General features: G+C 48.9%; 18 protein-coding genes. 6 read left to right on the top strand and 12 right to left on the bottom strand.

The window, feature by feature from the left end; genetic code table 11:
* Positions 1-200 precede the first annotated feature (200 nt).
* The 7 genes from EKM75_RS10305 to EKM75_RS10335 all read right to left on the bottom strand — a co-directional run bounded on the left by EKM75_RS10305 (position 201) and on the right by EKM75_RS10335 (position 10,080).
* Entirely contained in the window at positions 201-1,883 is a 1,683-nt protein-coding gene (locus EKM75_RS10305; RefSeq protein ID WP_125694344.1) for a hypothetical protein, read from the bottom strand.
* Positions 1,880-2,305: an LPXTG cell wall anchor domain-containing protein gene (locus EKM75_RS10310; protein WP_125694346.1), complete on the bottom strand. Its 426-nt coding sequence runs from the start codon at positions 2,303-2,305 to the stop codon at positions 1,880-1,882. Before EKM75_RS10310 ends, EKM75_RS10305 begins: the two co-directional genes overlap by 4 nt.
* 323 nt (positions 2,306-2,628) lie before the next feature.
* Complete coding sequence (locus EKM75_RS10315) at positions 2,629-3,378, bottom strand: WxL domain-containing protein (RefSeq protein WP_125694348.1); 750 nt, start codon at positions 3,376-3,378, stop codon at positions 2,629-2,631.
* A 714-nt stretch (positions 3,379-4,092) separates the two neighbouring features.
* Entirely contained in the window at positions 4,093-5,625 is a 1,533-nt protein-coding gene (locus EKM75_RS10320; RefSeq protein WP_125694350.1) for a hypothetical protein, read from the bottom strand.
* A 147-nt stretch (positions 5,626-5,772) separates the two neighbouring features.
* Positions 5,773-6,621, bottom strand: a complete 849-nt coding sequence (locus tag EKM75_RS10325) for a GRP family sugar transporter (protein WP_125694352.1) — start codon at positions 6,619-6,621, stop codon at positions 5,773-5,775.
* A gap of 471 nt (positions 6,622-7,092) precedes the next feature.
* On the bottom strand, positions 7,093-7,485 hold the full coding sequence (locus tag EKM75_RS10330; protein WP_125694354.1) for a tautomerase family protein: 393 nt from the start codon (positions 7,483-7,485) through the stop codon (positions 7,093-7,095).
* Between the two features lie 306 nt (positions 7,486-7,791).
* The gene (locus EKM75_RS10335) at positions 7,792-10,080 is read right to left on the bottom strand and encodes an ATP-binding cassette domain-containing protein (RefSeq protein ID WP_125694356.1); all 2,289 of its coding nucleotides are present in this window, start codon (positions 10,078-10,080) and stop codon (positions 7,792-7,794) included.
* 194 nt (positions 10,081-10,274) lie between these two features.
* Between EKM75_RS10335 and EKM75_RS10340 the strand changes: the two genes are divergently transcribed.
* Positions 10,275-10,796, top strand: coding sequence for a DUF1440 domain-containing protein (locus EKM75_RS10340; RefSeq protein ID WP_125694357.1), 522 nt, complete (start codon positions 10,275-10,277; stop codon positions 10,794-10,796).
* A gap of 21 nt (positions 10,797-10,817) precedes the next feature.
* The gene (locus tag EKM75_RS10345; protein ID WP_125694359.1) at positions 10,818-12,137 is read left to right on the top strand and encodes an MFS transporter; all 1,320 of its coding nucleotides are present in this window, start codon (positions 10,818-10,820) and stop codon (positions 12,135-12,137) included.
* A gap of 757 nt (positions 12,138-12,894) precedes the next feature.
* Here the strand turns inward: EKM75_RS10345 and EKM75_RS10350 are convergent.
* A complete protein-coding gene (locus EKM75_RS10350) occupies positions 12,895-13,440 on the bottom strand; it encodes a MarR family winged helix-turn-helix transcriptional regulator (protein ID WP_125694361.1) in 546 nt (181 codons plus the stop codon).
* Positions 13,441-13,699: 259 nt separating this feature from the next.
* On the opposite strand from EKM75_RS10350, the gene EKM75_RS10355 reads away from it, so the two are divergent.
* Together EKM75_RS10355 and EKM75_RS10360 are read left to right on the top strand one after the other, a co-directional pair.
* A complete protein-coding gene (locus tag EKM75_RS10355) occupies positions 13,700-13,942 on the top strand; it encodes a hypothetical protein (protein WP_125694363.1) in 243 nt (80 codons plus the stop codon).
* Positions 13,943-14,311: 369 nt separating this feature from the next.
* Entirely contained in the window at positions 14,312-15,112 is an 801-nt protein-coding gene (locus tag EKM75_RS10360) for a Cof-type HAD-IIB family hydrolase (RefSeq protein WP_225426707.1), read from the top strand.
* 194 nt (positions 15,113-15,306) lie between these two features.
* Here the strand turns inward: EKM75_RS10360 and EKM75_RS10365 are convergent, their stop codons facing one another.
* The 3 genes from EKM75_RS10365 to EKM75_RS10375 all read right to left on the bottom strand — a co-directional run bounded on the left by EKM75_RS10365 (position 15,307) and on the right by EKM75_RS10375 (position 18,079).
* A complete protein-coding gene (locus EKM75_RS10365) occupies positions 15,307-16,719 on the bottom strand; it encodes a DUF4097 family beta strand repeat-containing protein (protein WP_125694367.1) in 1,413 nt (470 codons plus the stop codon).
* Position 16,720: 1 nt separating this feature from the next.
* Complete coding sequence (locus tag EKM75_RS10370; RefSeq protein WP_125694369.1) at positions 16,721-17,071, bottom strand: PadR family transcriptional regulator; 351 nt, start codon at positions 17,069-17,071, stop codon at positions 16,721-16,723.
* A gap of 615 nt (positions 17,072-17,686) precedes the next feature.
* A complete protein-coding gene (locus EKM75_RS10375) occupies positions 17,687-18,079 on the bottom strand; it encodes a cytidine deaminase (RefSeq protein ID WP_125694371.1) in 393 nt (130 codons plus the stop codon).
* A 198-nt stretch (positions 18,080-18,277) separates the two neighbouring features.
* On the opposite strand from EKM75_RS10375, the gene lepB reads away from it, so the two are divergent.
* Both lepB and EKM75_RS10385 read left to right on the top strand, forming a co-directional pair.
* Positions 18,278-18,862, top strand: a complete 585-nt coding sequence (lepB, locus tag EKM75_RS10380) for a signal peptidase I (RefSeq protein WP_125694373.1) — start codon at positions 18,278-18,280, stop codon at positions 18,860-18,862.
* Between the two features lie 146 nt (positions 18,863-19,008).
* Complete coding sequence (locus tag EKM75_RS10385) at positions 19,009-19,434, top strand: hypothetical protein (protein WP_125694375.1); 426 nt, start codon at positions 19,009-19,011, stop codon at positions 19,432-19,434.
* 98 nt (positions 19,435-19,532) lie between these two features.
* Here the strand turns inward: EKM75_RS10385 and EKM75_RS10390 are convergent, their stop codons facing one another.
* Positions 19,533-21,227, bottom strand: a complete 1,695-nt coding sequence (locus EKM75_RS10390; protein WP_125694377.1) for an oleate hydratase — start codon at positions 21,225-21,227, stop codon at positions 19,533-19,535.
* Positions 21,228-21,290 lie beyond the last annotated feature (63 nt).

The raw sequence follows: 21,290 nt of genomic DNA on the forward strand, positions 1-21,290 counted from the left end.
GAATACCGGAATGAGGCCGCTTAGAGACAACATAAAATTATATTATTTCGTATGACAACTTGACAGGGACTAGTACAAATAGTATTGCCGGTTCTTATTGTTTTCCACCAATAGATAACCAGTAAAAAAGCAACGTTCTCATAATTAAGAACGTTGCTCACTTTAAACTACTTATGAATAAAATATTTTTCAACCTAACGCTACTGTCCGGTTACTGAACTCTGACCAACAGTCCCAGGGGCATTAGTCAACGACCAGGTAACTTCACCAGTATAAGTGGTCGACGTCGTCCCAGAATAAATATTAGGCGTTGCATCTAGGAAGATACCAGCCTTACCTGCTGTATCCGTCGAAGTCGCCCACTTACCAGCAATATCAAAACTATTACTGCCAGATTGACGGGCTCCGGTAGCAACCGTAATATCTTGATCAGTCATTTGGTATTTATTGCCATTGCTGTCCAAGTAAACTAATTTTCCAGCCAGTGTATGGCCATTGCCATCAGTCAGCGTGCTTGCATTAGCACTCACAGACCAATCAGAACTAGCTACCCGGGTGTCTTGAACGTTAACCGACAATCCCTTAGGGGCAATCAGAGTCTCCTTCATGGGGACAGCTTGACTACCAAAATCCATACCCTGACTGATAGCACCAAATTTCAACTCGCCATCGTTTTTGGTTAGCTTGATTGCAACATTACTATTGGTCTTGTCACCAGCAGTATCAGTTGCACCCACACTCAAAGTTGTGCTAGCACCGTTAGCCAAGCTACCAATGGTCTTCGCCAGATTCGTATCATCACTAGTATACTTCAAGCCATCTGTGTCTTCAGTAATAGCTTTCGAATCCTGTGTAACGTTCATCCCGGCGTGACTAACCAGCCAAGCATACACGGAATCATTCGTCGTCCCCATTGCCTCAACGTCAGCGGGCGTGATATCCAGGCTCTTATTTGTTGCATCAATTACCAATGGCTGTTTAGCCTGAACATAGGCCGTTCCAGTCTTAGAATCACCAAAATCATTCGTCTCAGTAAAGGTTAGTTTACTACCGTCAGCGACATTCTTTAGTCCGCCACCAACAGAAATAGAGAAATTCCCATCAGAATCAGCGGTTGTACTGTACGTCTTACTAGTTCCATCAGTACTCAAAACTGGAACACTAATAACCGCATTTTTTTCAGCTGTACCGGTAATTGTTGAATCAGCCGTTTTAATCGTTGGATTGCCATCAGCGTTCGCGGTCGCCGTCACTTTAACTGGAGCCATCGAGGCTTCTGCTGTTGTATCAGCCTTAAGTGTCACAAAGGCACGTGGTACCGTGATTACAGTACCATAATCATCTGCAGTATACGTATATCCAACTAAGACTGGTAACCTGGATTTCGTTCCTAAATCAGAAAAATCTACATTGATTAACTGATAGCCACTAGGCGCTGTTACGCTGGCAACATTCGTCGCAATGTTTGGCGTCTTTGTACTTGCCGCTGAAGAAACATCATCACTTGTTCCCGCTCCGGTCGTTTTTAAAACATCAGCGTATACGCTCAGAAAGTTATGTCCATTCTTAAGTGTCATGGGTTTACCCATTAGGCCTAACGTATATGCTACATAAAGTTGGGTTGTCTTTCTGGTAATTCGACCGTTAATCGTATTATTCCCATAAATATCGCCCACAAGCATATTCTCTGACGTGTTAATACCATCGCTATCCCAACCAGGCGCCACGTTACCAGCATAGCCAGTATCTATAGTAGAGCCAGATAGCTTAGCAAACCCAGTACTTGGTATACTGGCAGCCTTTGCGGTCCCTGTATAAACAAAACTTATTCCAAACACAGTTAAGAGCAAACCAAGAAAAATCAAAAATTTTCTAAATTTCATCTTGATTCACTCCCTTCCTGCAGTTTCCGCGCTTGCCGATAGATCAGTGCCAGCAAAAGCAAAACTATCAGCAAGAAAAAGCCAACTAAACTCACTAACATCATCTGAGCGTCACTCGTCTGGGGTAATTTTCCAGCCACAATATCTGCAGCGGCGGCTTTTAACGTTTTAGCTCTAGAGTGACCACCTGGCGTAATCGTTGCCCCTGATCCACCGTTAGCCGGTTTCGACTTAACGGGACCATTCGGAACTCCAGTATCTCCGCCGCCACCACGTGTCATTTTAGTCGACGAACTGGTAAACGTCACACCCGTAGTCGTGACACCACTACTATTCGTCGTACGCGCGAGCGCTGACGTTCCTGCACCGAAGCCGATTGCAACGATGATTACCAGTACTAGTCGTGTGATAATCTTTTTCACGGTCAACGCCCTCCTTTCTATAATTAAAGAGGTTTATTCATAATCTAATCATTTTTAATAGACATAAGTCGACTTCAAAGGAAGTTAAGCACACCTACAATCTAAACCCTAGTCATAATAATGCCATGCCCAAACTGTACGCGTTGGTCAAAAGTCATCCGATTATTTTTCAAAACCCTTAAGGCCCTATACAAAATACTCAGAACCAACCCTTCAAAAGTTAATTACAGCTTTTGAAGGGTTACCAACTACTTCTTCATTCAACCTATGTAAGATAAAAGGGTGCTCATTAAACTAATGAGCACCCTCAGTCTTCGTAAATATTAACCCTCTGGAGTGTCGCCCAAAGTCCAGTTTAAGGATCCGGTGTAAGTACCAGCCTTAACGTTAACTGGCAATGTTCCTAAAGTAATGTCGTCTGGGGCAATTTGCATAGCGCTGATACCAGCACCAGTACCTGCGGCTGCTGAGTACAGAACAGCACCGTCACCACCAGTAGTCAAAGTTGGGTGTCCAGCGGTAATCGTGTCACCAGCAGAGTTTTTAACAAACTCACTGTTAGTGTCCCCAACTAATTGAATTGAAGCGCCAGTGATAGAAGAACCGTTATCACCAGTTAAGTCAGAAGCTGAAACGGAAACTTCCCAACCAGCGTTTGTCCCACGAGCATCACTAACTTCAGTAACTAAGTTTGGGTTAGCGGTCCCAGTACCGAAATCTTGGGTCTTAACCGTTTGAGCTTTAAATGACTGACCAGCAGCTGCTGCTTTGTCAGTCACGGATTGGTGACTCCCAAAGTTGATTCCCTCTGATACATACAGGAAGGCTAACTTGCCGGCCTTGCTTGGATCAGTGGCGCCACCGTTATCGCCACCATCTGGCGTCTTTGGATCAAGTGGTGTTGTTGGATCAGTTGGGTTAACTGGTGAAGTCGGTGCATCTGGCGCAGTGAATTCAACGCTAGTCGTCGTCTTCCCGGTTGAAGGTGTTGTTGCTGCGTTTGCCGTAACTGGTGCAACGGCCCCTAATAATAATGCTCCGGCTAATACTAAACTGCTTAATGATTTTTTCATAATTAATGCACCCCTCTAGTTGTGTTTGTTCTTTATTAGTTCATGATTAGTTCATGTCTAGTTCCATACGATAGTTGTTACGCTCCCCGCTTGGTAAGTCATCCCTAGTGACGACCTACTAGCTCATGGAGTTAACTAGAAGCTTCATCCCCTCAAAGATGTAACGCTTCTTTAACTATGTAACAACGTTAGTATATGACTTAGATGTCGATATGTAAACAGTTTTTTATAAAAAAATTGAACTTTTTTTAAAAAATCCTTAAAAGTCCATAAATACCGCCATTTCAGGGTGTTCAGCGGTTCTAAAGTGACTATTTGCACCGCTAATCATTCATATTAAACGAGCACAATACCATTTGTGTCCCAAAAATTGCGTATTTTCTGTGAAAACGCTTCAATTGTTGATATAGTACACTTTTCAAAATACTAATCTCCCCACAAATCGTTCACGGGCATTCCGAACAGTCATAACCCGTATAAACTATTTTGTTAAGACCCTGTCATATTTTCTCAAGTACAGCACCATTTAAACCGCTTACCGTCAAAAGTAAGAATAGAGCGGAGCATGTTTAACTTGTAAACATTAACGTTGAACATTCTGTTTCTCAATCATTTGATGCTCGGAGCTGGCTGCCAGCTGACACTCATTTCGGTAAAATAAAACTGGCCATAAGAAAAGGTTCAGGACTTTTTGTCCTGAACCCGTTCTTCGCCTTATTTTTGTTTGAATAGTTGCGCCACCAAAGTGTCCGTTGCCTGCTGACGTTGGGCCCGTTGATCCGCCACTAACAACGTATAACGTTGCAATGCCGACAGGGTGACCGCCTCATCCTCAGCTGGTAAGGCATACAAACGGTGATAAGCCTGCGCTGCCGCGGCAAAGTTCGGTTGCCGATCCACTAGCCGCCGCAATTGCTTAGGCGTCACGTGATTCTTCTTGGCAGGAACCCAGCCAGTCTTCGGTTGCCGAGCTAAACGTTCTGAGATTGCCGTCCGTAATGCCTGTGGCCAATCGGCGGGCAATGCTGCTTCTTGGACCAACCGCTCCCGTAATGTCGTCAATTCTGGATACACTGCCGCCGGAATCCGTTGCCCCTCCCAGCTATCACGCAGCTGTGCCAAGCGACTCTGCCGTTCCGAAGGAGTAAGGTCGAACCCGACGGCTGCGTTGAACACATCGTCGTTCCAATCCCGCTGGCGTTGAGCCGCCAACTGCCGACTCACCTGGTTCAGATCAGCTACTAAATAACGTGGGACAATCTGCAACCGTGTCGCCTGAATCTGACCGGTCCGAGCAAACTCCGTGGCCATGACGCCTAGTTGATAAGAATTCACCAGTCGTTGAAGGGACCGGGGCATGGTCAGCTCGCCCAAGTGCTCCTTGAACTCGGCTAACGACAAGTGCCGAACGATCAGTGTCGCCACCGCCTTCAAATACCCACGATAATCCGTCGACGCCCGCAACCGTTGTTCCGCAGTCGTCTGGGCCTGGTTGGCCGCCGCCCACGCCGCAGCTGCTTCCTGTTCAGCAACCCGCTCACTGGCCGCTACTGCCTTTTCCTGCCGCTCAACCTGAGCCGTTGCAGCCGCCTGATCAACGTCTTGTAGGGCCTGATATTCCGTCAAATAGGGTGACAACTGTTCTTCCGGCAGTGTTGGATTACGATGCTTCAGGTACCCAGTCACCGTTGACTTGGTCCCCTTTCGGACCCAGTGCTGACGGCGCTGATGACTCTGTGGCAAGTGTGGCAACGCCTGAGCATCCCACAAAATTTCTGGTACCTGGGGGTAATGGGCAGTTAAATCATCGTACTGGGCGACCGCGTGGAAATTATCCTCCGTCGTGATTGCCATCAGGTACTGCATTTCATCGCTCATAAACTTCTTGACGCATTCAGATCCCACCACAATTTCATGGCCATCCGTTCGCAACACCACGTGATATTCGTAGCGAACCGGTTTATGGCACAGCGCACAGTGGCGCCAATCCGTGCGGTGATCACTGTCATTGATGGCGTATGGCAACCGGGCCAACAACTTCCACGCCTCACTCCCCTGCACCAGCCAAGCCACCCGCTGGTCTAACAGGAGTTGGCGGGCCGAGCGGGACAGAAACTCACTGCTGTCTTTTATGGTCGGGTGGTCGCGCAGTAGCGGCATCACCCGAGTCAGGTCCGGCAACTGTAGGGCCGGTTGACTCAATTGTAGGAACCGGTTCTCAGCCGGCGTCAGAATAGTCGTTGCCATCAGAAACTTCTCCTCCGTGATGAAAATAGTCATTTAAGCATACCATATTTCAGCGAAAAAAGAACATACGTTTTCTCGAAAATTACGGTCCTTCCGGTAGACTAAAAAGCACGTGGTTGTTTCGCCACATGTCGGTAATCTTATTAGTTAAATTTGCACCATCACCACGGCGCCAAAGATCAAGATAGCTAACCCTGCCGCAGTTGGCTTTAGTTGTTTAGCATCGGCTTCTCGCAGGATCACAATCCCCAGAATCGTCGAGACCACCACGTTCAATTGCGTCAGAATAAACGCGTTGACCAGGCCATTTAACCGCAATGAAATCAGGTAAGTGGCTGCCGCCACAGAGAAAATCAGACCGGACGTGATATTCCGTACGCCCCATGCATCGTTGCCCGGGAACTTCTTGCGGCCACCCAAGTAGATAAGGAACGAGGTCGTCAACATCCCCAATGACTGGGGCAGGAACCCATTTAACCCCGTTGTGCCGGAGACAAAGTGTGGAAACGCTGAGTAGCCCCAATAGCCCGCCGCCGTGACCAGCAACAGTAAATACGCACCCAATTGATCGCGTGCAATCTGAATCATGCCGTTAGTCACCATGACCCCAATGAGAATGATAATCAACGCTAAAATTCCCAGCAGGCTATCGTGCCAACCGGCCCACTCGCCGAAGGCCCACCCACCAATCAGAGAATTACCAATGATTTGAAACGCCGTTGATACAGGAACGGCATTACTGACACCGAGGCGCGTGTAACCCCAATACTGACCGCCCTGGCCGATACTCCAACAGGCACCAGACAGATAGTACAACAAAAAATCCGGCCAACTGATGTGAAACCGAAAAATCAGCTGCAGGACGACCGCACTGATGACGATTCCCGAGCTGGTACCGAGAAGTTGTTGTAAAAAGCTACCACCCGTTTTCTTTTGCATCCAGATAGGCAGGACGCCCCAGAACAGGGCCGGCAGCAGACCAATCAGTAAGTTCATATGTATTACCCGCTTTTTCTTTAATGACGATTTTCGGTGGTAAATGTCGCCTTGCCGGTCACCAAATATGGGCTGGAACGGTGCCGGCACAATTTTGAGCCTCACAAACCCTGAGTCTCAAAACTTGGCCTTATTCTAAGCCAGAAGAAACCTGGCTAAGAATAACGAGGCGCCTGAGCCCATATTTGGTGGCCTATCGGCTTATACCATCTCTCAGTTTCATTAATTCATCGCTGCAATAATTACACTATTGCCAGCAACTATGGCAATCTAGCCAACGATAGCGCCACCCATGTATTATCATCGTACGCCAGCTATGAAAGCGCTGTCAACGGCTATTCTGCAAGTTTTTCAAATGTACACCCGCGCTCTCAGAAATCAAAAAAGAGATTCAGAACAATCGTCCCGAATCCCTAATTTCTACTATCATTTAATTTCTGGTAGTGTCACCCATACCGGCAGCGTATCCGTTTAGCCTAATTTGCCATTCATAAACTGAGCTTCACCATCACCAAAGCTCCAGTCGGCCTTCGTGTTACTGGTAATGTTAATCAGCACATCACTAGGGGCAACGCCAGCACCGGCTGCTAATTCCTTGACCAATCGCGCGTAGAACCGTTCCTTATCCCCTTCGTTACGAGGACTGGACGTCAGGCTAAAAACTAACACCTTATCCGTGCGATCAAAACCCAAGCCCACGTCTTCAATGATCATTTCTTCCGGATCGTGTTGCGTGACGATTTGGTAACGGTCTCGCGGCAGTAAATGTAGTTCTTCAGTCGCAACTTTATAGGAGATATCCAGAATATTTTTGATCTCGGCTTTACTCCGACCTCTGAACATATCGATTCGCATTAATGGCATCATCTAAAACCCCTTTTTAATTTTTCTGTGGCTGACGGCGTGTTACTATTGCTGACTCAGTTTTATACCTAACCCAGCTTGGATTCTCGCTTACTTATGAGGAACATTCTTAAAGTTTACAGCGGAAAGGGTGCAATTAAATTGATATTTATCAAGGACTCTATTGGCTATTTGCGATAAGTTAGTCAGGGTGGGTGATTTTCTATGGCTGAAACGTGCTCTGGAAGGCAGTCAGCTCCGCTTAACAGCGATAGGGCCAAAATCCAGGACCGGGATTTTCACCCTATCCCCGTTAATGCTCACTGACTAACCGCCTTCCAGACCACTCTTATTCTCAATCCACGCCTTCAACGCTACCCCCGTCCGGGACGTTGCTACCTTAACTGACTCTCTAGGCGTGCCGCTATACTGAATCTGGCCACCATACCGACCAGCGTCCGGACCAACGTCAATTAGCCAGTCCGCCTGGCCAATCACTGCCAGGTTGTGTTCGATGATAATCAACGAGTTTCCTGCGGCGACCAGTTCGTTGAACAAGGTCATCAGGCGCGCCGTGTCCTTCAAATGTAACCCAGCCGTGGGTTCATCCAACAGATAAATTGTCCCCTTCTTGCCTAATTCAACGGCTAGTTTCAACCGCTGTAACTCCCCGCCAGACAGCGTGGTCAGGGGTTGGGCCAACGTCAAATACCCTAAGCCAACGCGGTCCAAGTTGTGCAACTTGGCGGCCACCTTGGGCGAATCCGCAAAGAACGTCGCCGCAGCCGTCACCGACATCTGGAGGACCTCCGCAACATTCTTGTCATGATAACTATACTGCAGAGCCTCTTCACTATACCGTTTGCCCTGACACAGCTCACAGGTCTGCACGATCGGGTCCATGAACGCCATGTTGGTAATCGTGACGCCCTTTCCCTTACACCGGGGACAAGCACCCTTACCGTTGTAACTGAACCAACTGGTCCCCACGCGACCGTTAGCCTGACTAAATATCTTCCGAATTTCATCCAAAATGCCTAGGTAGGTTGCCGGTGTCGAACGAATGTTGATACCAACGGGCGCCTGTGCTAAGTCAATGTAGTCCGTGGTCAACTGCTCACGTAATGCTGAAACCAACGATGACTTCCCCGAGCCAGCGACCCCAGAGATGACCGTCATCACGCCCAGGGGAACGTCCACGTCGACCCCTTTCAAGTTATTCCGGGTGACGTTTCTCAGGGCTAAATGACCCGTTGGTTGCCGCTCAGCGCCCCATTGATGCGCCTTCCGCAGCCAAGTTCCGGTCAACGTGTCCGACGCCAATAATTCTGGATAAGTTCCAGTGAACGTCACGGTACCCCCGCCTTGACCAGCCTGGGGCCCCATTTCAACGACATAATCCGCAAAGTCGATCATGGCAGGATTATGTTCAACGACTAAGACGGTATTCCCCTTATCCTTCAACCGGGTCAATGCCTGTTTGATTAACTGAATATCGTGTGGATGCAACCCCACACTGGGTTCATCCAGGATGTAAACCATGTCGACCAACGCACTCGTCAGATATTTGGCGATCTTAATACGCTGGGCCTCCCCACCCGACAGGGAACTCGTGCCGCGGTCCAACGTCAAATAACCCAGTCCAATGTCGACCAATGACTGAATCTTGGTCGAGAGCTCTCGAACCACATCCGTGGCCAGTGGCTCCGTAATCCCGGCCAAAAACTTAAGCACGTGGCGCAGATCCATCGCAGAAACTTCCGCAATATTTTGCCCATTAATGTGATTGGTCAAAACTTCCGGCCGCAACCGAGTCCCGTGGCAAACTGGGCAAGGCTTTCGGGTAACGATGGCCGCAATAGCTTCGCGGTGGTGTTCCGCTTCCTTCTTGCCGATCACCGACCGTCGAATCCGGGGCACTACGCCTTCATAGAGGGCCGTGCGGGGAAAACCTTTACCGGGATGCTCAAGCCGTTGTTGGGGCGCGTGCATCAGGAGTTCGTATTCTTCTTTGGTGTAGTCCTTGATTGGCTTGTCGTCGTCAAATAAGCCGCTGGTCCCATACCGCCGCCAACGCCAGGTGTCAGGCCCAAAACTGACAAACGTAATTGCGCCCTGATTCAACGACTTTTCTGGGTCGATCAGTTTACTCTCGTCGATGTCGTCCACGTAGCCTAAGCCCTGACAGGCCGGACACATCCCCTGGGGCAGGTTAAACGAAAACGTATCGGAGTAGCCGATGAATGGTTTCCCAATCCGTGAAAATAACAAACGTAGGAGCGAGTAGATTCCCGTATAGGTCGCTAGTGTGGACCGTGCGTTCTTGCCCAACCGTTGTTGTTCGATCACGATTGCCACGGGCAGGTGTTCAATGTCCTTCACGTGGGGTTGCCCAAACTTTGGCAAATACTGCTGCGTAAAACTCGGAAAGGTTTCGTTTAATTCCCGCCGTGAGGCTGCGGCAATCGTATCGAAAACCAACGAAGACTTGCCCGATCCAGACAAGCCCACAAACACCGTCGTTTCATACTTAGGCACCTGCAAGTCAACGTGTTTCAAATTATTTTGCGTGGCATCTTGTATCTCTATGTACCCCTGATCAAATATCTTAGCCATACGAAACTCCTCTCTTACATTGCCAATCATCTTCCGTTCAGCCAGCGTCAAACGCTCGCTGACTCATCCACAATCCACCATATCACATTAAAAAATAGAATGCGCGTGTATGGTTCCACAAGCTAATTTCCACCGCCAACCATCTAATAAGTTTATACTTTAACTGTAATTATCCATTGAAGGAGGAATCTTTTATGTCCTTATTTAAACGTCATCCCTTAAACCTCACCGCCGCCGTGATTGCTGGTGGTGCTGCTGGTATCGTCTCTGGTCTGGTCAAACTCGGCTGGGAAAATATCTTGCCACCTCGTACGGAGGAACGTGACGCCACCAATCCCCCTCAGCGCTTGCTGGAACAATTCGGTGTGCCCCAAGCCGTGACTCACGCCACTTACCACTACTCTGGCCAGGCACTGCCCTGGGTCAGCTACGTGATTCATTTCGGCTTCTCCACGACCTTTGCCGTCCTCTACCAAATCATCGGTGAGAAGATTCCGGCTGTGAAGAAGGACGCCGGTACCTGGTTCGGCCTGGCCATCTGGGTCGCCTTTCACCTGGGAATCATGCCAGCCATGGGCACCGTCCCCGCCGCTAAGGATCAGCCAAAAGAAGAACACGTCTCCGAAGCCTTGGGCCACATCGTCTGGATGGTCACCAACGACCTCGTTGGCGCCGAAGTTTACCAACGACTGGTCAAGCAAAGCCAGCGTAAGTAGTCGAAAGGAGACCGCGAAACGTTGAATTCACCTTGGCAAACCAAATGGCCAGAACGCTTAAGCTACGGTCTAAGTGATGCAGCGGATAACCTGGTCTTCCAGATGATGACCACCTACCTGCTATTCTTTTACACCGATGTTTACGGTCTAACCGCAAGTGCCGCCGCTATTCTCTTCATCGTGGCCCGGCTCGCCGACGTTGTAGAAAGTTTAATAATTGGGTTAATGATCGACCGGACCCACTCCAAATGGGGCAAGAGCCGGCCGTTCTTTCTCTGGTACGCTCTCCCCCACGTCCTATTCGCCATTCTAACCTTCGTTACCCCGCCATTCAGTGGCACGGGGAAACTAATTTGGGCCTACGTGACCTACTTAGGACTGGGATTCTTCTACACGGCCGTTAACCTGCCGATCACCTCGATTCTCCCCACTATGACCCAGAATGAGTCGGAGCTGACCTTACTAGGAGTTATCCGCCAATTCGGCGGAAGTTCCGTCCAGATTATCGTGGCGGTCTTCACCCTTCCCTTGGTTGCCTTCTTTGGTCATGGTAATCAGCAGCGAGGTTTTCTGTTGACAATCGTCTTGTTTGGCCTGATTTCGCTGGCACTGATTTGGAACACCTTTTTCCACGTTCGGGAACGCTTCACCAATCCGGAGGCGGCCCACCAGTCTTGGCGCGCGGTTGGCACCATGTTGCGAAAAAATCAGCCCTGGCTAGTTATCTCGGTAGTCATCCTGTTGTACTGGTTGACTACCGCCATCAAGAATCAGACGACCATTTACTATTTCAAATACATTCAACACAGCGAAGGCTTGGTGCCTTGGGCCAATAGTTTTACGTTTGCGGCACTGATTGGGGTGTTACTGATCATTCATTCCACCCACATCTGGGGCAAAAAACGGACCATGCTCACGGGTATCACAGTGGCAGCAGTCGGCCAAGGTATTCTAACTATTGGTGTTTTGCTAAACCAACTTGTCGTGCTGTTCGCAGGAATCCTGATCAACGCCGTCGGCAACGGCATCATCATCGGTCTGGTCTCCATTATGATTGCCGACACCATCCGTTACGGGATGGCCATGGGTATCCAGGCGGAGGGCATCCTCGCTTCCACCGATGACTTCGGCGTCAACGTCGGCTTAGGGTTGGGTGGTCTGGTGACGGCTGGTCTTTTTCACGTCTCCGGCTACGTGGCCAATCACCCTCAGAACGCAGCAACTCAGCACATGATTACGTTAAACTACGCGTGGATTCCGCTAGTCCTTTACGTCGTTATGTTCGGCATCCTCTTGTTATACAATGAACGTCAGCTGGAAGCTACGGTTTCCGATAAATAGTCGTAAAATGTCGCCTTCGGCAACCAGGGTGGGAGCTGGCTGTGGGGACCGCCGGCGGCCTGTGGAACGGTCCGCCGGCTCGCGTTGAAACCGCGCCAAGACCGCGCGTTTCCAACCCGTCCCGTAGCGTAACCTCGGTCCCCCCACCGAGGTTACGCTACTTTCACTGCCAGCCCCCACCCTGGTTGCCTCCGGCTTAGATTGTGGTTTTACCGCAGCTACAACATAGGTACTCACAGCTATACATTTAAAATTAAGCTTACAGTAAAACAGAGCCTGCTGAATGTCCCAGCACGCTCTGCTTTTATTTTGGATTAAGTTATGGATCGACAGGCGCAGGAAATCTAACAAAAAAATTTCCCGGACTACGAATCATTTTATGTAATCTAATCTAGTTTTTACTATCTGACCACGAACGCCCACACCACGACTAATGACCAAGTAATTTCCACCGTTGCCACCACTACAATTTAATGGTCACGCCCAACTGTAGCCGGAGACTGCCAGGGAGGGGGACCGCCGTGTCGACGGTGTTAGGTGGTGGGTTTCCGCCTTACAGCGTGGGACGAGCTTGGAAACACGCGACCTAGGCGTGGTTTCAAGTCGAGGAGCGAGACCGCACTTTGGCTCGCTCCGGTCCCCACAGCGGTCCCCCTCTCTGGCAGCCGCAGGCAACCACAATCCCTAACGCCCCTAAAAAGAACAAAAAAAACGACCATCAGAAAAATCTCACGGTCGTTCAGTATTATCAAACAAATTATTCATTAGCGTGTCCGTGACTCCGGCTCTTGTTAGAGTTCCGCCGCTTATCATGTAAGCTATCGAACCCAACAAAACCAGCAGCAACGGCACGTTCATTGGCTTGGTGGAGAACCCGGATAAAACGTTCGGCTTCTTCCTTGCCACCGAAGAATTCTAACCAACGGTGGAACCGTTCGTCGGTAGCCTCAGAAAGGTTCCGTTGAACGCGACTTCCCGCAGCCGTCAACGTAATGTACTTCACGCGTCGGTCGTTAGGATCAACCTTTTGCATCACATAGTTCTCCTTCAAGAGAACGTTCACTTGTCGTGCAATCGCACTCTTAGAAACACCTTCGAGCTTAGCCAGTTCCACTAAAGTTTGACCATTCTTACTCCGAGCCACGTTATCCATCACCATAAACGCTTCAAAAGTTAAATTATACTTTTGCGTTGGAATGGACACAAAATCACCGATGTACTTGAAAATGTGCATGTACAAATCGTCAAATTCTTTTTTCAGTTGTGCTTCAGTAGTTACTGCCTCATTTGTCGTCTCTGTCATTGTCAGTCCATTACTCCTTCTCATTCAGCGCGAGGCGCTGCCATTTACCGTCCTGGAAAATGCGCACAGCTACGGGACTTCATTGTATCCTAAGTATCCTAAAAAAAAGCAGACGTCTTTGACCAGATTCTACGAAATGGATAACCCTACGTACATTTCACCGTCAAAGCAAGTTATCCAATAATATTAAAAAACCGGTTTGCAAAAACGAACACTTGTTCTATAATGAAAACAACCTTTATTTTAAGGACGTGATCTCATGCAAAGTGTCAGTCAGCGAATCAAAGCCATACTCCAAACAGCTTATCAAAACAATCAAATCACTACTCTAATATTTCATGACGTTACCTACACGGGAACAGTCGACTACGTTTCCGCGTCGACCGTCTACATGGGTTTAGCTGCAGGTCAATCACAGGAAATTCCCCTCACTGAAATCAGCCATGTTAAGTTACACCAATTACAATCATGGTGGTATCTTTATGATCGAGCCCGTGAGTAACTTCCTCTAGTATCACCTCTATCAGCCAAAAAATAAACCCTTTTTACTGAAATTGTTGGCATTTTCTTTACAATTTGGAGAAAACGCTACCTTAGTTATTCCGTTAGGTTTTTTCGTCTGACGCTGGCAACGTCATTTTAACGATAAAACCCCTTTTAAGTTAGTCCTAGTCTACCTAGAGTATAAACCCAAACGACTGGAAATATTGACCACAGTTTGAGTGAACTGGTAACAATCAGAAAGTTATATAGATTGACTAATTGATTAAGCGAAATCAATTAGCGGGCAAAACGATAGGCTCGATTAATTTCACGATATCGAAAAGGTCGTGTACACTGGTAGATAAAGGAGGTCATGTTCGTGATCAAGATGATTGCTCTAGACCTAGATAACACGCTACTTGATAGCCATAAAAAAATTAGTGAAGCCAACGTTGCCGCGCTGCAACGGCTCCACCAACAGGGACTAAAAATTGTTCTGTGTACTGGCCGACCACTCTCGGCGATTCAACCCTACATTGCCCAATTGGGGCTAACTGCGGAAACCGACTACACTATCACCTTTAATGGCGGTTTAGTCGTCCATAACGCGACGGGCGATGTCCTTTACCAAAATGGCCTCCACAAGCCGGACTTCGAACCGCTCTACCGCTACGCCACACGCCGTGGTCTCCCATTAGATATCTTAGACTTTAATCACAATTTTCAAATCAAAGAACTGGGGCCGTCTCTTTACACGCAAACTAAGCGAGTCGGGGTTGACTACCTACCAGTGTCGTTCAAAGAATTACCCGATAATCTTTTTAGTACGGCATTAATTTCGACCACGCCGTCAACCCTAGACACCGTCAACCCGCAAGTGTCTCACGACCTCTTCACGACCTACCACGTGGTCCGGTCGCAACCCCACATGTTAGAATTCCTTTCACCAGAAGTGGACAAGATCGTAGGTATCAAGGCGCTATTGTCCCGGTTCAACTGGGATACCAGCAATCTGATGACCTTCGGTGACGCTGAAAACGACTTCCACATGATTCAACAGGCTGGTGAGGGCGTGGCCATGATCAACGGTCAACCAGACGTGAAAGCCGTTGCCGACCACATCACTGCCAAGGATAATAATGAATCTGGTGTGGCGGATTATTTACAGAGATACTTTGACTTAGTCTAATTACTATAAAAAATTAAAATTTGAGTATGAACTAAAATTCTAAGTTAGACACGAAAGACGAGTCACCAGCCTGCAACGCTGGTGGCTCGTCTTTTTTTAAGAAGGTTGACAGTTTACCTGCAAGTAAAGTACACCGACTAGTTACAGCTAGACTACTGCCATTTACCCACCATGTAGCTGTTGGCTAGGAAGGTTTAGCTGACCCGCACACCACCGTTAGTTGCGTAGACGTTAATTGCGTGTTCTGGCTGCTCACCGACCGTCCCAATCTTATGGGACTCATCATTCAAACTCAGATGTGACTCTTGTGGTTCGCGTACCCGATCATACTTACTCTTCAAATCCAAACGATAGTCCGTCATCAATGGCATTTGTAGGGTCACACTACCCCCAGCCTCAACCTTAAGATCATCCGTCAGGCTGGCCAACTGAGCGTTGACGCTGCCATTACCGGTATGAAACGTGCCCCCACCGGTAAAATTGCGGGCTTTAATGGCGCCATTATTAGCAGCAACGATTGCCTGTCCCGTGTACCCGTCCAGCTTGATAGCGCCGTTTTGTCCGTGCAAATCAACGTCACCCGTTTGATCGACCAGTTTAATGGCCCCGTTACGTGAATCGATTTTCACAGTTCCAGACGTCTCACGGGATGTCACACTACCATTTTTACTCAACAACTCCAGCTTATCCGCATGGACTTGGTCTAGCCGGATGGCGCCGTTGGTGGACTTCATCAGGAGCTCACTTACATGATCATCAAACGCCCGCATGCTGCCATTGATGGCATGCGCGATAATTTTCAATGGCGCACTGAGATCGCTGATTTCCAGGCTCCCGTTACCAGCATGTACGCCAATCAATGCCGTCAAGTTAGCTGGCAAGAAGATTTCTGCCCGGACATGATTAGGCCACAGACGCGGCCGGTCCCCCTGTTTAATTGTGAGGTGATTGCCGTGCCGTTCAGCCCGTAAGTAGTACCGGGCATTATCGCGACTCATGTACTCATTGATCACGATTTCGTCGGCGTTGGCCGGCCCAAGCTTAACCGCAGCATCCCGGTAGTTCAAGTCCACCTGCGCCAAATCAGCCACGCTAAACGCCTGAGTGTTGACCAGTTTCAGGGACTCCACAAAGGTCCGCCGTGGCCGCGCACCATTCACGTGAACGTCGTCGCCCTGGACGTCGATCATCCCGCCGGCTACGGAAACGTGGTCACCATCAACTTTAACTAAGTTGCCTAAATCAACCTTGTCATTTTCACCATCTACCAGAACGTGGTCACCCCAGGTCACTTTGTCACCGTGAATTTTCAGTTTGCCAATTTTTACTTGGGAGTCGTCAAAGTCACGTTCCGTGGCGTCATCAGCTGACTCATCTGACGCATCTTCTTCCGCCACTTCTTTAAGCAAAGCGTCGATGTCCCCGAGCTGTGCCATGGCTTCGTCCACAGCCAGCGCTGCATCCTGCCCCTGATTTACTTTATCTGTGACAGCCTCGGTAAGGTCCCCCACCAGTTCTTCTTTCAACTCCGTTAACGCCCGGGAAGGCTGGTATTGACTGAACCGTTGATCAAGTCGCGTGCGAATTTCCATTGTAATATCATCCATGCTAATCCTCCTCGGGAACCGTTCCCGTAATCAAGTCATCAATAATTGGTTTGGCCACTTGCCAGGCCGCCGTATTCTTCTTCAACAGGGCTACCCCCACTGGCGTCACGTGATAGTATTTTCGCCGGGACCCCTGAGATTCATCCCCCCAGTAATCTTCCAGCGCGCCATTCTTTTCAAGCCGACGAAACACGGTATACAACGTAGCCTCGTTGAGTTCATAGTGCCCCTGACTCAGCGCCTTGACGCGCTTAGCCACCTGGTACCCATAACTATCCCCCTGTTGTAGGATGTTTAAAACAATCGTATCCGTATGGCCCCGGATGAGATCCTTGGAAATAACCTCAGCCATGTTGCCACTCCCTTTCGTTTTCTCGATGGAACTAATGTATCACACACTACTATGCGTGTCAAAGTAATTTACCTAAAATAGTAAAATGTCGAAAAAGAGTGAGCCAAAGGGTGGTTAGTCAATGAGCATTAACGTCGATAGACGAATAATCCGGGGCTTGGATTGTCTGTCCATCAGTGTTAAGCGGAGTTAACTACCTTTCGTCGCACGTTTCAGCTATATATGTTCAGAGCGCAAAAAGGGCCTGAGACTTTTGTCCCAGACCTCGTAGTGTTAAATTAAGTTTTCATACATGACTGGCTCGGGGTCTGGTGAAGCTGGATCAGCCACAAACTAAGGCCGGTGTACTGCCTAACACGTACCCCCATTTAACTACCAACCCGAGGCTTTTACGCCAACGGACAATTACAACGACTACTGTAGCCGCAGGCCGCCAGAAATTGGGGCCGCGGTGTCGACGGTGTTAGTTGGTGGGCTTCCAACTTACAGCGTGGGGCGAGTTCTAAGACTCGGCGACTTTCCGAGGCTTAGAATCGAGGGCAAAGACCGCTCTATGGCTTTGCCCGGTCCCCACAGCGGCCCCAATTTCTGGCGGCCGAAGGCGGCTAACTAAATCTAAGTCAAGTCAGTAAACGCCCCAGGAAGAATACCCTCAACGGTAGTCTCAGTAAAAGCACCGGACTGGTTGGTCAGGTAAACGGGCGCATCAGAATCGAAGAACTCAGCAATCACCTGCCGGCAAATGCCGCAAGGTGCGATGGGACCTTCCGTATTGCCAGTAACTAATAAAGCGGTAAAATGTTTCTCACCAGCGGCGATACCGGAAAAGATTGCCGTCCGTTCGGCACAGTTGGTTGCGCCGTACGATGCGTTTTCAATATTACAGCCACCGTAGACTTTGCCACTAGCACCGACCGCCGCTGCCCCCACGTGAAAATGGGAATACGGGGTGTAGGCTTTGTCCAACATTGCCGTAGCAACTTTCAATAATTCAGCTTGTTCTGCCATGTTGATTCCTCCTCGTGATTAAACGGTTTTACTTCCCTACATTGTTACACAAAAGGCCTGTAAGCGCTACCTCTTTAGGCGACTTTCTACGTATTTCGTTAATTTTTCACTAAACTGGCTGAGCCGGGGACGAGCTATGCTAGAATAGACGATATACTAAACCTTAATAAACCGAAATTTAGGGAGATAATTCGTCTAATGAAAGCCTTTCGCAGTATTTTGAGCTGGGTCCTGCCTATCTTGATTGCCCTCGTGGTCGTCTTGTTGGTGCGCACCTATTTATTTGAAGTCGTTAAGGTCGCCGGTGGGTCCATGGAACCCAACCTGGCCGACCAAGAACGGATGGTCGTCGTCAAACCACTGAAATTAAAACGACTGAGCGTCATCGTCTTTGACGCCTACGGGGAAGACCCACAAGCCGCCAAGAACACCAACTACGTGAAACGGGTCATTGGCCTACCTGGCGATAAAGTCGTCAGCAAGAACGGCTACATTTACGTCAACAACAAGGCTATCAACCAGTCCTTCATCAGTAAAGACGAACGGACCACGGGAACTGGCAACTGGACGCTCAGCAGTCTCGCCAAGGCACATGACTGGAAGTACCAGGGCAACACGGTCCCACAAAACCACTACTTCGTGCTCGGTGATCACCGAAGCATTTCCGAAGATGGTCGCGCCTGGGGCTACGTTGAATCCGACAAGGTCATGGGAATTGTGAAGGTTCCCTTCTGGCAAGGCACCGCGACTCATCGAACGAACGTGAACAGTTTAGCGAGCTAAATTAACAACAATCAGCGGAGTTCGGGACAATCCCCGAACTCTTTTTTTCTGTAAAATTTATTTTGCCGACCACCTTCCTAACCCCATCCTCAATCAGATTCATCAGTCCAGGATGCGCTATACTGCTGAAAAATCGAGGTGGTTCGATGGTCCGCAAATACCTAACTAGCTACTACCACAGTCTTCTACCAATTCTTGCCTACCTCTTCTTCACAGCCCGCACGTTGGGCTTCACCGTTAAATTGGACCACAGTCCCCTCACCCTCTATCTGCTGGGATCCTGGCTTATCTGTTATCCCTTGGTTGCGGACACGTTGCAGCGATTCCGACCCGAGCGCTTTTTGGCGCGACGACCGGCCATTCAGCTACACGACCAGGACCTCAGATCTCACGACCGCGGCTCTAACTGGCGCGTCCCTCATACCAAGGTCTCCCTGCTAGCTGCGAAAGACGTCGACGCACCGGCCACGATTGGACGTTGGCTGTTCCTCCAAATTGCCATTCTGGGGCTAATCTTGATAGCACCTGAACTATTACTGGGAAAATTGCTTTGGCAACGTGGCATTCATTAACACCACAAAAGACGCCTAGTCTCAGCCAACACCACTCATATTGAATGGTGATTAAGACTGAAACTAGGCGTCTTTTTTAATTAATGTGCTTATTATCCCTAACTAAACATCCGCCGCGTAGCCTTCAATAAGGTCTTCTTATCCTTGTCGTAGCGTGGCGTATCCACTAAGTTATCCATTGAGATTCCAGCAAAATGGTAAGCGGCAATTTCACCCGAACGAACCGCACTCTGTTCCGTGAAGATCATCTGGTAAGGTTGTTCCGCAAACTCACCGGTGAAGGCTAAGTTGGTGGAGTGTGCTGGAATGACCTCTGGCCGGTCCGTCTTAGCCCGGTTGTTAAACAGGGCTGAGGCGTATGGCATGTAAACCGGGATGTTATTGATGATGCTATCCAAAATTTCTGGTTCCTTGTCCCGAATGTTGTTAGGACCAGGGTCGACCTTAGCCAGTTGCCCAATCAATTCCTGGGCCATTTCTTTCCCCGTCATCTTAATGTACTGCTTATGAACGAACTCACCGGTCCGCCGTGGATACAGGAAGTAGCCCCAGATAACGGATTCGTTAGGCTTCTGAGTGGTAAAGTGTGGCTGATGATGAACCACGATCGACATGTTCACGTCCTTTTGGCCTAATGGCGTAATTGGCGTCGTAGACAAGAAGGAGTTCAACGCGTTCCCGGGAACCTGCGTCGTGATCCGAGTGATTTCGTTCAACAGCAAGTGGTTCTTGGTGGTCAACGTAAAGCTGACCCACTCGGAATTCTTGCGGTCATCGAAGAACTTGTCCGGTGTCCCCAAATTGTAGAAGTGCTCAGTGGCCTTCTTCCACAGTGCGGCACTGATCCCATATTCCATGTTCTCCCGTGCTGGCGTATCGTAATCCCCCATAGTTGCGGAGTCCGTGATGGATCCGTTGGTGAAGATAACGGCCGTGTCACTGTCGATATCGACCAGCTCTTCCGTATCATCGGCCACGTTCTTGACGTGCAGGCCGGTCACGGTAATTTCGTCCTGTAAGGCACTGTCCGCAAACTCCCAATCAGTGACGATTCGGTTATCTAGGAAGGTCACGCCATTGTCCTTTAAGTAGTTGATCAGCGGTAACATAATGCTTTCGAACTGATTGTAACGGGTCCGGTTGACCCCAACTAAGTGTTCAATCTGTGTAAATTCATAAATCATTTGATGCATATAGCGCCGTAATTCTTGCGCAGAGCTTTCAATTCTGAAGGCAAAGGTCGTTTCCCACATGTACCAGAAATTGGTTTGGAACATGTGTGGGTCGTCCTTGAAGTACTCGGCAATCGTCACGTTATCGAGCTTGGTTTCCTCTTCGTCAGGCATCAAAACTAACTTAGACAACAAGACACGGTCCTTGTTATTCAGGCCTAATTTACCGCCATCAATGATACCTTTGCCTCCTTGCATCAGCCGTGCTTTATCAAAGGTCTTGTGATGAAAATCAAAGTTGCGGGTATCTTCGGCGGCCGTCATGCCCTCCTCGGTAGCTGACGGAATCCGGTCAAGCAGATCCATCAAATCAACGTAAGTCCGGTAGTTCAACATCCGACCACCACGGGCCACGTAACCCGTTTGGTTATCTAGCGGGTGGTTCTTGTTCCAATACTCATTACTGAACTCACCAGTCTCGCCACCATCATTGGCCCCGTGCATGTCAGCCCCATAAAATGTAATCTGACTGCCGTTCCAATGGGCTTCTTGAATCAGGTAAACCGCTGCGGCCATATTAGACAAGCCGGCACCGATCATTACTGCTTTTGTCTTTACCATCAAAAACACCTCCGTAGATTCATAACGCCTTTTACGCCCCCATTATGCTTGCTTTGTCAGACG

This window comes from Levilactobacillus tongjiangensis, from assembly GCF_003946345.1.
GTDB lineage: Bacteria > Bacillota > Bacilli > Lactobacillales > Lactobacillaceae > Levilactobacillus > Levilactobacillus tongjiangensis.

Bases quoted from the DNA above. Each gene is read 5' to 3' on its own strand.
- EKM75_RS10305 (WP_125694344.1), bottom strand. From the start codon at position 1,883: ATGAAATTTAGAAAATTTTTGATTTTTCTTGGTTTGCTCTTAACTGTG.
- EKM75_RS10315 (WP_125694348.1), bottom strand. From the start codon at position 3,378: ATGAAAAAATCATTAAGCAGTTTAGTATTAGCCGGAGCATTATTATTA.
- EKM75_RS10320 (WP_125694350.1), bottom strand. From the start codon at position 5,625: ATGGCAACGACTATTCTGACGCCGGCTGAGAACCGGTTCCTACAATTG.
- EKM75_RS10325 (WP_125694352.1), bottom strand. From the start codon at position 6,621: ATGAACTTACTGATTGGTCTGCTGCCGGCCCTGTTCTGGGGCGTCCTG.
- EKM75_RS10330 (WP_125694354.1), bottom strand. From the start codon at position 7,485: ATGCCATTAATGCGAATCGATATGTTCAGAGGTCGGAGTAAAGCCGAG.
- EKM75_RS10335 (WP_125694356.1), bottom strand. From the start codon at position 10,080: ATGGCTAAGATATTTGATCAGGGGTACATAGAGATACAAGATGCCACG.
- EKM75_RS10340 (WP_125694357.1), top strand. From the start codon at position 10,275: ATGTCCTTATTTAAACGTCATCCCTTAAACCTCACCGCCGCCGTGATT.
- EKM75_RS10350 (WP_125694361.1), bottom strand. From the start codon at position 13,440: ATGACAGAGACGACAAATGAGGCAGTAACTACTGAAGCACAACTGAAA.
- EKM75_RS10355 (WP_125694363.1), top strand. From the start codon at position 13,700: ATGCAAAGTGTCAGTCAGCGAATCAAAGCCATACTCCAAACAGCTTAT.
- EKM75_RS10360 (WP_225426707.1), top strand. From the start codon at position 14,312: ATGATTGCTCTAGACCTAGATAACACGCTACTTGATAGCCATAAAAAA.
- EKM75_RS10365 (WP_125694367.1), bottom strand. From the start codon at position 16,719: ATGGATGATATTACAATGGAAATTCGCACGCGACTTGATCAACGGTTC.
- EKM75_RS10370 (WP_125694369.1), bottom strand. From the start codon at position 17,071: ATGGCTGAGGTTATTTCCAAGGATCTCATCCGGGGCCATACGGATACG.
- EKM75_RS10375 (WP_125694371.1), bottom strand. From the start codon at position 18,079: ATGGCAGAACAAGCTGAATTATTGAAAGTTGCTACGGCAATGTTGGAC.
- lepB (WP_125694373.1), top strand. From the start codon at position 18,278: ATGAAAGCCTTTCGCAGTATTTTGAGCTGGGTCCTGCCTATCTTGATT.
- EKM75_RS10385 (WP_125694375.1), top strand. From the start codon at position 19,009: ATGGTCCGCAAATACCTAACTAGCTACTACCACAGTCTTCTACCAATT.
- EKM75_RS10390 (WP_125694377.1), bottom strand. From the start codon at position 21,227: ATGGTAAAGACAAAAGCAGTAATGATCGGTGCCGGCTTGTCTAATATG.